The organism is Thiorhodococcus mannitoliphagus, assembly GCF_010915725.1.
Lineage (GTDB): Bacteria > Pseudomonadota > Gammaproteobacteria > Chromatiales > Chromatiaceae > Thiorhodococcus > Thiorhodococcus mannitoliphagus.
Genome location: NZ_JAAIJR010000059.1, coordinates 22,401 through 33,098, shown reverse-complemented (window position 1 = coordinate 33,098; position 10,698 = coordinate 22,401). Strand labels below are relative to the sequence as shown.

The window sequence follows — 10,698 nt, the reverse complement described above, 5'->3', positions numbered from 1 at the left end:
ATCGCGGAGGTTGTCCCCCCAAGGATCCAAATGCTCGCTGCAACCACGGCGGCGATAAGGCCGGCGACGACAGGCGCGGACAAGGCATCCGGCAACCACCTCAGACTGCGGCCAACCAGCCAGCGCTCCGACACCTGAAAAAAGGTCCCGACCAAGGCCACAACACCCGCCGCGAGCACGAACATCCCAACGCGCTGGCCGAGAACATCGAGCACAAGCGCGAGCACCGCGCCGGCGAGCAAGCCAGCCAGGAGTCCGGTCAAGGTCTCCGCCAAGGGGCGGCTCCCGCTCTTGGCGATCCAGGAATGGAAGCCGCCGGCAATCACCCCCACAATGGCGGCAATGCCGACAATCGCCATGAGCTGAACTTGTTGACCCGTCGCAATCAAATAACCAATGGAGGCCAGCACGCCTGCCATGGCACCTACCAGGGCAACCGGCATCGCGCTATAAAATGCCGAGGTCGTCATGGCCGCCGCCGCCGCGGCAATCACCAGAGGCTGCCATCCAGTCAGACCCAGCACCACAAGCACCTGGTATAGTCCGGCAAACAAGGCACCAAACAAGGCCCCGGCGAATCCCCAGACGACGAGCGCCATGACAATCGCGGTAAACTGGTCCTTCGTAAGCATGCTCAATCACCTAGCTGAGTTTTGATCACGGCCCCTGATTCTAGTATGCCCCCAAGCCTAGCCGGTGATCGATCTCAAGAGATGAGTTCCAGGAACGAGCGATGGCCGATCCTGGACCTCGACGGACGCATCCTGGTCTTCAGATCAAGTCCCATCCACAGCTACGGACATTGATGCTCAGCATGTATCAGTCTCCAGTCAACGGCACGAAGCGCGACTTCGAAGGCCAAACACGTATCTACTACGATGGGTACTGGATCAAGTATTACGATCCCCCGCAGGACAGCTTCGACGTGCGTCGGCAGCTCATCCAGGCGCTAACGCGACGCCTCTTCAACCACGTCGAGCATGGCATCAACATCCCAGGCACACGCCTGAAGGAGGCGCGCGAGGCCTATGAAGCCGAGACCGATACCGAACGCAAGCGGGTCAATGGGGCCATGCTGGCGGGCGCGCTCTTCAATCGTGCTGCAGACATCTTCCACAGTTTGGTGGACCTGCAGACCGCCGGGGTGGAGATCGGCCCGGACCACAGCCTGATGCGCGAGTGCGGCCACTGCCTCATTGAGGCGCTCGAGCTGGGCAAGATGGTGCGGCATCGCGGCGGCGATGAAGGGATCGACGAACTCTGGGGCGAGCCCTTCAAGGCATTTTCGATGCCGATTGAGGCCTTCTATGCGAGTCGCTACCTGAAGATCGCCATGACCATGCAGGACATCGACCGCATCGCCTCGGCCATAAAAGACACCTTTGCCGAGAGCCGACAGATACGCAACATCGCACCCCGCCTCGACGAGTTAGTCGAAGCGGCAAAGCGCAAGTGTGAAATCTTGAGGACAGATCCGGCGGTCTTCGATGTCTGGCCCGCTTATGTGGTCGCCAGCGAGCGGGTCAGCAACTACGACCCTGCCCTACCCAGTCTCCACGACGCGACCGACGTCCGCGAAGCGGTGGAAGGGACGCGCCTGCTGCGCGAAGGCACGGATCTGGTGAGCCACCTGGTGCGCGCCCGCGTCCCCATGCCTAAGAGCATGCGGGAGTTCATCGACCGCTGCCAACAGTTCAAGCGAACCTACATCGACGCCAAGCGCGCCCAAACCCAACGCCCACCACAGGGGGGCTCGTCGGCCTAGTGCCGCGACAGCTGCCGCCATGCTCATCTACCTCCACGGCCTCTATAGCTCAAGCCGCTCGCTCAAGGGAGCACTCCTGCGCACTCGCCTCGCCCCCTTGGAGGTACGCGCCGTCGACTACCCCGCGCATCAGCCGGACGCTGCGGTGGAATGCCTCATGGACTACTTCGCTGGACTCGGCGACACCAATCCCGCAGTGGTTGGAAGCTCGATGGGAGGATTCTATGGTCAGTACATCGCGCGACATTTCGCGCTCTCGCACCTCTTCATGATCAACCCTGCGCTGACCCCCTGGACGCTGACCAACGTCGGTCTAGACGAGGCGACGATTCAAAAGACGCGAGCCTATGGGATCGACCAGCCGTGCGACGGCATAGCAACGACGCTCTTCCTCAACACCGGAGACGAAGTGATCGACTATCGCATCGCCGAGCGCATCTACTCCGACTGCGGCCGGCTTTTCATTTGGCAGGGTGGCGACCATGCCTTTCAGCACATGGACGCGGCCATCGAAGTCATCCGCACCCATCTGCTCGAGCGCGCGGACCTCAGCCCTGGCCCCTCGCGTGCGCCTCTGGGCTAGCCAGAGACTTGGAACAGCGTATCCACGATCTTGAAACCGGCAACATAGGTACCGATACCCGCGCCAAGACTGCTCAGCAGGAAGACCACGAGGACGCGGGACACGCGGTTGCGCCACCAGCCGCGCCATGTCGCGACATCCGCCCTCAACCGACTGAAATCCCCGACACTGGGCTTGCGCAGGTAGAGTTCGACGGCGCCCGTGACCATTCCAGCCCCGATGGTTGGATTCAAGGTGGTGAGCGGGGCCGCAAGAAAGGCCGAGACAATGGTCAGCGGATGGCCGGCGGCCAGCAGGGTGCCCACAGCCGAGAGACCTCCGGTGATCACGACCCAGGACAGCAGAAGATCCAATCCGATCTCCGGCCCCATCGCAAAGCCATAGCCGAAGCCCGCCAGGATCAGGAGCATGAGTCCCCACGCCAGGAGACTCGGCCACTTGCTCGGCGGCGGAATCTCCTCCAGCTCCCGCAGCACCGCCGCCGGCTCGCTTTGGACACGCGACAGGTGCTCGGCAATGCCTCTGAGGTGCCCGACCCCGACCACCACGAGAACGCGCTTGGCGCCGATGCGCGTGGCCTCGCGGGCCAGCTTGGCAGCCATATAGCGGTCGCGCTCCGCGATCAAGGGGGCATAGAGATCACCGCGATCGGCGGCAAACTCCGCGAAGGTCGTCTCGAGCACGTCGCCCTCCTTGAGCCGCTCGATCTCATCCTCCGTCACCTCGTCCGAGGTCACCATGGCGGTCAGCAGCCCAGCAAAGAGACTGTAACGCTTCCACCATCCCAGGTTGCCGGAGATGCGCTTCAGGGTGATACCGATCTCGCGATCGATCAGCATGATCGGCAGATCGCGCTCCTTGGCGAGGCGCAGCGCGGTCCGCTGCTCGGCGCCCGGCTCGATGCCGAACTGGTCGGCAAGGCGCTGTTGGTAGGCCGACAAGGCGAGATTCGCGACCACCATGTAGACGCGGTTTTGCCGAATGACGGAAAAGAGGTCCATCTGCGAGAGGGACTTGGGATCCATCAAGGCATTGAAGCGGCTACGGCATAGCTCGACCGCGACGGCGTCGTACTCGCCCGTCTCAATCAGCTTGCGGACCTGCTCAGCGCTGGCGCGCGAGACATGCGCGGTCCCGAGGAGGGTCACTTCGACACCGCCGTCCAGCAGCAGCTCGCGTTGTGGCTCTAGTGGCTCGACCATTGGGCTCTCGTCGTCGACCAGAGTTGGCAAAAGAGCGGCATGATACCCTAGCTGGACTCTGATTGAATCCCGGCGGAGGGCGCAATCAGCAAAGAGCGCGAGAAACGGCCTCCAAGCCAAGTCATTTTCGAGCACTCAGGCAATTGTCGGAAAATCTCAGAACAGATGGCACCGGATCGAGGTTTGCCTTCAAGGAGCACCGGCTGGGGCATCGCCGAGCTCGGTGACCGCCGCGGCGACACGCAAGGCGGGGCTCGAGACAGCTCAGCGGGTATGAGCTTTGACAGAAATCGCCTTATCATTCGGCCGCAGCCACCTAAGCCCTCAAGGACACAAGGACAAGATCATGAATCCGTCAGCCAGTCGCTCCGCTCATGGGTATCGAACGATGCCTGTCGTCATAGTCCTCGCCCTCCTTGTAACTGGCATGCTTTCCGGCTGCGGCTCCATCAAGAAGGACAAGATGGCAGTGACTCTACAGAACGCGACCAATGGCTATCAAAGCGCGCTGCGCTGGGGCTATTTCGAGAACGCTTTCGGCTTCGTGGATCCTGAGAAACGGAAAAACCGCGAGCTACCCGCCAACCTGGAAGGTATCCGTTTGACAGGATATGACGTGGTGCAGTCGCCCATTGCCAAAAAGGACAGCAATACGGCCATGCAGCTCGTCAAGATCGAGTATCTGCATGAGGACAAACAGGTCGTAAAGACGTTGACCGATCGCCAAATCTGGCGCTACGACGAAGAAGAAAAGAAGTGGTGGCTTGAATCCGGCCTGCCCAAGTTCGATTAGGACCATGCAGTCGAGTGCGCCGATGCCTCAGCGCACTGCAGCAAAGAGCGCTTCGAGTCGGTCGATCTCGACTTGGCGTTCAGCCGGCAGCGTCGCCCGACTGCCTTTGAGGCTCAGCAGGGCATGTTGCGCCTCAACCACCTGATCCGCCAGCAGCAGATCCTTGATACGTCTGATCTCGAGCGATAGCGAATCGCCGGCGATCACCCTAATCGGTTGGCCGACGGCCACATCAGATTGGGGCGAAACTGGCGTTTTCGGGCGGTCGCAGCCACTCAAGAGAGCGCCGAGCAGCCCAGCCAAAGCGAAGCCCCATCGCAGCGCACAGAGGCTCATCGGCGACCACCAAGCATCAACCCCAGAAGTAACCCCATGGACAATCTGCTCGCCATCCTCCTCTTGCTGCTCCTTGGCTGGTTCTGGCTGGACAGCTTACGTGCGCGAGAAATCGCAATCGGCGTCTGCGTGGCTGCCTGCAAGCAAAGGCAGCTTCAATTTCTCGATCAAGCCGTTGCACTGCGTCGGCTCGGTCTCGCCTGGCGGTCCGAGGGTGTGCGCATCCGCCGTGCCTACCGTTTCGAGTTCAGCGAAGAGGGAGTCGGCCGACAAAGCGGCTATGTCGTCATGCGCGGCTTGAGTGTCGAGGAACTGAGCTTCGGACTGCCCACAGACGTCGGCGACGCCTGATCACTCGCGCGCCTCAGCGACTACTTGACGACCTTGAGTGTCGGGCCGCCTTTGCCCTTCCCCTTGCCGCGCGGAGCGGCTGGGCTGGGTCCCTCCCCGGAGGAGGCCTCTGGCCCACTCGTCAATGGCCGCAGCTTGGGACGTGAGGCTGCGTCCTCGCTCACAGACTCGGAGTCCGGATAGCTAGGCTCAGGAAAGACCATGCCCTGCCCGTTCTCGCGGGTAAAGACCCCTAGTGCAGCCTCGCTCGGGACCATGACCTCACGCGCAACGCCGCTGAAGCGCGCATTGAACTGGATCCAGTCGTTACCGATAACCAGCCCTTTCACCGCACTGGGCGCGATATTGAGCACGATGCGCCCATCGTCGATGAACTCCACCGGCACCTGAGCGCCCGGATACTCCGCATCGACCACAAGATGTGGCGTCAGACCATTGTCGAGGATCCACTCGTAGATCGCCCGGATGAGATAGGGCTTGCTGGAAGTCATGTTGTCAGCGTTATGGTCCATCAGCCGACGTCCACGATCATCTCCTTCTCGGCCTCGGTCAGGCTCTGCCGGAAGGCGTCCCAGGTAAAGATACGCTTCATGTAGACACGGATCGCGTCCGCCTGCGGGGGAAGCTCAACCCCAAGCACCGGCAACCGCCAGAGCAAGGGGGCGACACAGCAGTCGACGAGAGAGAACTCCTCACTCATGAAGAAGGGGTGCACACCGAAAACAGGCGCGGTCACGACCAGACTCTCACGCAGCTCCTTGCGCGCCTGCTCGACGTCGTCGCCCTCGCCCTTGAGGATGCGCCCCATAAGCCTGTACCAGTCGCGATCGATCCGATACATATAGAGGCGGGCATTGGCACGCGAGACCGGATCGACCGGCAGGAGCGGAGGATGAGGAAAACGCTCATCAAGGTATTCCATGATGATCCGTGACTCATAGAGCCTCAGCTCGCGGTCGACGAATGTCGGCACCGTGCCATAGGGGTTGAAGTCCATGACCTCGTCCGGGAGCGCATGGGCGTCCACATCGACGACGTCAACCGAGATCCCCTTCTCTGCGAGCACCATGCGCACACGGTGGCAATAAGGGCAAGTAGGGTCGGAAAATAGGGTCATCACTGCTCGTCTGCTAGCGGCCTCTGCCATTTCTTCCCCCTCTCCAGCACCTGGGCGGAGCCCGGCAGGGCTCTTGAAAATTACCGTCATCGACTCTTCCGAGCCGACATTCCATCATCACCCAGCTCGCTTACCGCCAGCAATCACGGCTACGGGGCAGCAGGTGAGCCATTGCGGAAAGTCAAGATGGAGCGAGGACGCGCCAAACATCCACCCGGCAAGTATACCCGGTGGTTGCGACTTGTACGGGACATTCGACTGATAGAGCCGGCAAAGCACGACTAGGAGCCTGTCCGACTTAGGATGAATCGGCTGCGGAATCGGGAGAACGGTCCCTTTCGCCCCGCTTTTTCGTTACATAGAACCACTATGCGCCTCAAAACCGGAACGAAATGGCCTCGCTCTCCCACTTCCTCGCTTCGATCCCCCCAAGTCGGACAGGCTCCTAGCCTGGCGTTTGGCCACACGCGCCAACGAAAAGCACCAGACGCCGGCACGAAGGCAAGCCAGGCGAAGAAGCCGCACTCCCCAATCGAGCTGACTGCTTTGATGCTCCAGAATCGGGCATTGACCCGCGGGCGCGGGTCAAACTCAGGAAACACTGACGACCGCCCCAGAGGGTGGAGCGGTCGCCGTCCCGATCAGTGGATGTCTTTCCAGAACTCTTTCTTGAGCAGATAAGCAAGGATGAAGAGCACACCCAAGAAGAGCAGCACATAAGTGCCGAGACGCTGGCGCTCGAGCTGGAAGGGCTCACCGGCATAGGTCAGGAACGCCGTGATATCGCGCACCATGGCGTCATACTCCTTGGGAGACAAGGAGCCCTCTTCGACCAGCCTGACGCCTTCGATGACCGGCTCGCCACCTTCCTCGTGCGGCGGACCCATCTCAGCCTCTTGCTTGCCTTGGAGATCGCCCAGGACGTGCGGCATGCCTACCAGCGGGAAAAGCACATTGTTGACGCCGTAGGGACGCGTGTCGTCCAAGTAGAAGCTCTTGAGATAGGTGTAGACCCAATCCGGTGTGCGCCAACGCGTCACCAGTGTCAGGTCCGGAGGGACCACACCGAACCACTTGAGACCATCCTCGGGGCGCATGGCGTTGGTCATCAAATCGCCTGGCTTCGCATCGCCGAAGAGCAGGTTTTCACGCAGCGTCACTTCGTCGATTCCCAAATCCTCCGCCATGCGGTTGTAGCGCATGTACTGCAGGCTGTGGCAGCCCATGCAGTAGTTGGCGAAGTACTTGGCACCACGCTGCAGGGACGCTTGATCATGCAGATCGACATCAGCGTGCTCCAGATGCGCGGTCTCGGATGCCAGCAGGGCGACCGGCGCCAAGAGCAGAAGGGTGGCAATGATCAGCTTTCTCATGAGGTCACCCTCTCAGGAACGGGCTTGGTCTTGTCCAAAGCGCTGTAGATCGGCATCAGTAGGAAGTAGGCGAAGTACAGCGTCGTGAAGATCTGCGCGAGCAAGGTGTAGAGGTCAGACACCGGCTGCATGCCCAGCCAGGCCAGGACGACAAAGGACACAGCAAAGATCGCCGTCGCCCATTTGAAGATCGGCCCCTTGTAGCGCATCGACTTGACCGGACTCCGATCGAGCCACGGCAGCACGAACAGGATCAGGATGGCCGCAAACATAACGACCACGCCAGGGAACTGAGAATCCCACATGGGCGGCACCGCACGCAGCATGGCGTAGAAGGGCGTGAAGTACCAGACGGGCGCGATGTGCGCCGGCGTCTGCATGGGGTTCGCCGGTTGGAAGTTTGGCGCCTCGAGGAAGAGCCCCCCGAAGGTCGGCATGAAGAACATGACGATGCTGAACAGCGCCAGGAAAACCACGACGCCCATCAGATCCTTGACGGTGTAATAGGGATGGAAGGGGATGCCATCGGCCGGAGCCTTGTCGCTCCACTTGTTACCCTTGGGGCCTTGCTTGATCTCGATCCCGTCGGGGTTGTTGGAGCCGACGTGGTGCAATGCGACGATGTGCAAGAACACCAATCCCACGAGCAGGAAGGGGAGCAGGAAGTGGAAGGCGAAGAAGCGGTTCAAGGTCGCATCTGAGATGACGTAGTCACCACGGACCCAGACCGAGAGATCCTCACCAATCCCGGGAACGGCGGCAAAGAGGTTGACGATGACCTGCGCGCCCCAATAGGACATCTGACCCCAGGGCAGCAGGTAGCCGAAGAAGGCCGTTGCCATCATCACGAGGTAGATGACCACGCCGATGATCCAGAGTAGCTCGCGCGGCTTACGGTAAGAGCCCCAGAGTAGACCGCGGAACATGTGCATGTAGATGACGATGAAGAAGGCCGACGCACCCGTCGAGTGCATGTAGCGAATGACCCAACCCCAGTCGACATCGCGCATGATGTACTCGACCGAGGCGAAGGCCAGGCCGGCATCAGGCTTATAGCTCATGGCGAGCCAGATGCCTGTCACGATTTGAATCACGAGGGTGAGGATCGCCAGCGAACCGAAGAAAGACCAGAAGTTCAGATTCTTCGGCGCGTAGTATTCGGAGAGATGGGCACGCCAAGTCTCCGTTAGCGGAAACCGCTTGTCGATCCAGTTGAGGTTTTCGGTCTTTTCAGCGCTCATCAGGCCGCTCCTCGATCTTCACCGACCAAGATGGTGGTGTCGTTAAGGTAGGTGTGCTTCGGGATCACCAAGTTGGTGGGCGCCGGAACACCTTTGAACACCCGCCCCGCGAGATCGAACTTGGAGCCGTGGCACGGGCAGAAGAACCCGCCCTTCCACTGCGGACCCAAATCGTCTGGAGCAAACTCCGGCCGATAGGTCGGTGAGCATCCGAGATGGGTGCAAATACCGATGGCGACCCAATAATCCGGCTTGATCGAGCGAGTCGGATTTTGGCAGTACTCGGGCTGTTGCGGCACCTCCGAGTTGGGATCGACAAGTCTTGGATCGTTGCTCGGCAGCGCCTCGAGCATCGCCGGCGTGCGGCTCACGACCCATACCGGCTTGCCACGCCACTTAACGCGCAGAAGGGCGCCCGGCTCCAGCTTACTGACATCGGCTTCGACCGGCGCACCCGCCGCCCGAGCACGAGCACTCGGGTTCATGGATGCGACGAACGGGACCAGGGCGTAACCGGCGCCAACGGCACCAACCACGCTAGTCGCGGCAACGAGCACTCGTCGCCTCATTTTGTTCACGCCTTGCGCGCTCATAGGCCAAAATCCCCCGGCTGCTGCAAGCACCGCCCAAAAGCGAGCCAGGCAAGCACTCCACGCAGCTTGGATGAAACGTTCAGGTGGAAAAATTTAGAAGATGACAATTAACTGCAAAATCGACCGCGCATTCTGTTCGATACCAGCGCGATAGGTCAAGGAAAAAGCCCAGAAAAAGCAAGCCTACTCCCTAGCAGGCAGCAATTCTCAAGCCGGATTTTCGATGTCGACGAAGCGGTGACGCAACCCGAAGTTCTCGCTCAAATGCTCGCCAAGCGCCTGAACGCCATAGCGTTCTGTCGCGTGATGACCTGCGGCGACAAAGCATAAGCCGAGTTCGCGCGCCTGATGCGTCGTCTGCTCGGAGATCTCCCCACTGAGAAAGGCGTCCACACCAAGCTCCGCGGCTTGCTCGATGTGGCCTTGCCCACCCCCCGTACACCAGGCGACGCGCCCAATACGTCTCGGCATGCAACCGACCAGCAAGGGCGCACGCCCCAAAGCCTTCGCAACAAGAGCCGCAAAGTCATCGGGAGCGACTGGCTCCTGAAGGCGAGCGACCCACAAGAGACCATGACCGAGCGCAGATGGTTCCGCTCCAATGAATCCGAGCCGCCGTGCGAGCAGTGCATTGTTACCGACCTCGGGATGGGCATCGAGCGGCAAATGGTAGGCGATCAAACTCATCCCCGCCCTGAGAATCATCCTTGCGCGCTGCCCTTTCATGCCGACGAGACAGGGGCTCTCGCCCTTCCAGAACCAACCGTGATGAACCAGGATGGCGTCGGCCTCCTCCACAATCGCTGATTCGATTAGGGCAGCGCTCGCGGTGACCCCCGAGACGAGTCGGCGAATTGGCCGCTCGCCCTCGACCTGCAAACCGTTCGGCGCATAGTCACTGAAGCTAGAGGCATCGAGAAAGCGGTCGCAGTAGGCGACCAATGCGCGCGGCTCAATCATGTGTCAGCCCTTATGGAGTGGAAACCAAAGCGCACGGAGGGTCCACTGTCGCCGCAAGCCGACAACCTTCGGGCACCGCACCGCGCCCACCAAGCCCCAATTGGACAACCCCAGCGTTAGACAACCCTAATGTTAGGCAGTCCTAATATTGCACAATCCCAACAAAGATTCAGCTGAACCGCAAGGAAGGACCTCAATGCCTTGTTCTAGCGCAGAGGCTCACCCTCCAGGTGAAGCGATCACAGGGAGCACGTCTTTGTTTTTATTAGCACACTTTGCGTCTTTGCGGTTCCAACGGCCGGACCTAGGAGCACCCTTAGAGCGTGTCCATCAATTGTTTCCCGATGCGAGCGATGCCGCCCGAAATCCCCCCTAGCCCCCCTT

The 10,698-nt window shown here is 60.6% G+C and carries 13 protein-coding genes; 4 read left to right on the top strand and 9 right to left on the bottom strand.

Annotated elements, in window-relative coordinates:
• Positions 1 to 632: spermidine synthase (locus tag G3480_RS14845; protein WP_164654668.1), on the bottom strand; the 632-nt coding region annotated here is incomplete at its 3' end.
• A gap of 182 nt (positions 633 to 814) precedes the next feature.
• Between G3480_RS14845 and G3480_RS14840 the strand changes: the two genes are divergently transcribed.
• Both G3480_RS14840 and G3480_RS14835 read left to right on the top strand, forming a co-directional pair.
• The gene (locus tag G3480_RS14840; RefSeq protein WP_164654667.1) at positions 815 to 1,765 is read left to right on the top strand and encodes a hypothetical protein; all 951 of its coding nucleotides are present in this window, start codon (positions 815 to 817) and stop codon (positions 1,763 to 1,765) included.
• 19 nt (positions 1,766 to 1,784) lie between these two features.
• Positions 1,785 to 2,348, top strand: coding sequence for a YqiA/YcfP family alpha/beta fold hydrolase (locus G3480_RS14835; RefSeq protein WP_164654666.1), 564 nt, complete (start codon positions 1,785 to 1,787; stop codon positions 2,346 to 2,348).
• Here G3480_RS14835 and G3480_RS14830 read toward each other — a convergent pair.
• Entirely contained in the window at positions 2,345 to 3,550 is a 1,206-nt protein-coding gene (locus G3480_RS14830) for a TraB/GumN family protein (protein ID WP_164654665.1), read from the bottom strand. The genes G3480_RS14835 and G3480_RS14830 overlap by 4 nt on opposite strands.
• A 346-nt stretch (positions 3,551 to 3,896) precedes the next feature.
• On the opposite strand from G3480_RS14830, the gene G3480_RS14825 reads away from it, so the two are divergent.
• Positions 3,897 to 4,343: a hypothetical protein gene (locus G3480_RS14825; protein WP_240905829.1), complete on the top strand. Its 447-nt coding sequence runs from the start codon at positions 3,897 to 3,899 to the stop codon at positions 4,341 to 4,343.
• A 27-nt stretch (positions 4,344 to 4,370) separates the two neighbouring features.
• On the opposite strand, the gene G3480_RS14820 is transcribed toward G3480_RS14825, so the two are convergent.
• On the bottom strand, positions 4,371 to 4,679 hold the full coding sequence (locus G3480_RS14820; protein WP_164654664.1) for a hypothetical protein: 309 nt from the start codon (positions 4,677 to 4,679) through the stop codon (positions 4,371 to 4,373).
• A 36-nt stretch (positions 4,680 to 4,715) separates the two neighbouring features.
• Between G3480_RS14820 and G3480_RS14815 the strand changes: the two genes are divergently transcribed.
• Entirely contained in the window at positions 4,716 to 5,030 is a 315-nt protein-coding gene (locus G3480_RS14815; protein ID WP_164654663.1) for a DUF3301 domain-containing protein, read from the top strand.
• Positions 5,031 to 5,050: 20 nt separating this feature from the next.
• Here the strand turns inward: G3480_RS14815 and G3480_RS14810 are convergent, their stop codons facing one another.
• The 6 genes from G3480_RS14810 to G3480_RS14785 form a co-directional block, all read right to left on the bottom strand.
• A complete protein-coding gene (locus tag G3480_RS14810) occupies positions 5,051 to 5,542 on the bottom strand; it encodes a ClpXP protease specificity-enhancing factor (protein ID WP_240905828.1) in 492 nt (163 codons plus the stop codon).
• Positions 5,542 to 6,177: a glutathione S-transferase N-terminal domain-containing protein gene (locus tag G3480_RS14805; protein WP_164654662.1), complete on the bottom strand. Its 636-nt coding sequence runs from the start codon at positions 6,175 to 6,177 to the stop codon at positions 5,542 to 5,544. Before G3480_RS14805 ends, G3480_RS14810 begins: the two co-directional genes overlap by 1 nt.
• A gap of 611 nt (positions 6,178 to 6,788) precedes the next feature.
• Positions 6,789 to 7,520: a cytochrome c1 gene (locus G3480_RS14800; RefSeq protein ID WP_164654661.1), complete on the bottom strand. Its 732-nt coding sequence runs from the start codon at positions 7,518 to 7,520 to the stop codon at positions 6,789 to 6,791.
• A complete protein-coding gene (locus tag G3480_RS14795) occupies positions 7,517 to 8,761 on the bottom strand; it encodes a cytochrome b (RefSeq protein WP_164654660.1) in 1,245 nt (414 codons plus the stop codon). Before G3480_RS14795 ends, G3480_RS14800 begins: the two co-directional genes overlap by 4 nt.
• On the bottom strand, positions 8,761 to 9,354 hold the full coding sequence (petA, locus tag G3480_RS14790; protein WP_164654659.1) for a ubiquinol-cytochrome c reductase iron-sulfur subunit: 594 nt from the start codon (positions 9,352 to 9,354) through the stop codon (positions 8,761 to 8,763). The genes G3480_RS14795 and petA overlap by 1 nt, the downstream gene beginning before the upstream one ends.
• Positions 9,355 to 9,561: 207 nt before the next feature.
• On the bottom strand, positions 9,562 to 10,314 hold the full coding sequence (locus tag G3480_RS14785; protein ID WP_164654658.1) for a Nif3-like dinuclear metal center hexameric protein: 753 nt from the start codon (positions 10,312 to 10,314) through the stop codon (positions 9,562 to 9,564).
• Between the last annotated feature and the right edge of the window lie 384 nt (positions 10,315 to 10,698).

Bases quoted from the DNA above. Each gene is read 5' to 3' on its own strand.
- G3480_RS14815 (WP_164654663.1), top strand. From the start codon at position 4,716: ATGGACAATCTGCTCGCCATCCTCCTCTTGCTGCTCCTTGGCTGGTTC.
- G3480_RS14825 (WP_240905829.1), top strand. From the start codon at position 3,897: ATGAATCCGTCAGCCAGTCGCTCCGCTCATGGGTATCGAACGATGCCT.
- G3480_RS14795 (WP_164654660.1), bottom strand. From the start codon at position 8,761: ATGAGCGCTGAAAAGACCGAAAACCTCAACTGGATCGACAAGCGGTTT.
- G3480_RS14800 (WP_164654661.1), bottom strand. From the start codon at position 7,520: ATGAGAAAGCTGATCATTGCCACCCTTCTGCTCTTGGCGCCGGTCGCC.
- G3480_RS14810 (WP_240905828.1), bottom strand. From the start codon at position 5,542: ATGGACCATAACGCTGACAACATGACTTCCAGCAAGCCCTATCTCATC.
- petA (WP_164654659.1), bottom strand. From the start codon at position 9,354: ATGAGCGCGCAAGGCGTGAACAAAATGAGGCGACGAGTGCTCGTTGCC.
- G3480_RS14785 (WP_164654658.1), bottom strand. From the start codon at position 10,314: ATGATTGAGCCGCGCGCATTGGTCGCCTACTGCGACCGCTTTCTCGAT.
- G3480_RS14830 (WP_164654665.1), bottom strand. From the start codon at position 3,550: ATGGTCGAGCCACTAGAGCCACAACGCGAGCTGCTGCTGGACGGCGGT.
- G3480_RS14835 (WP_164654666.1), top strand. From the start codon at position 1,785: ATGCTCATCTACCTCCACGGCCTCTATAGCTCAAGCCGCTCGCTCAAG.
- G3480_RS14840 (WP_164654667.1), top strand. From the start codon at position 815: ATGTATCAGTCTCCAGTCAACGGCACGAAGCGCGACTTCGAAGGCCAA.
- G3480_RS14805 (WP_164654662.1), bottom strand. From the start codon at position 6,177: ATGGCAGAGGCCGCTAGCAGACGAGCAGTGATGACCCTATTTTCCGAC.
- G3480_RS14820 (WP_164654664.1), bottom strand. From the start codon at position 4,679: ATGAGCCTCTGTGCGCTGCGATGGGGCTTCGCTTTGGCTGGGCTGCTC.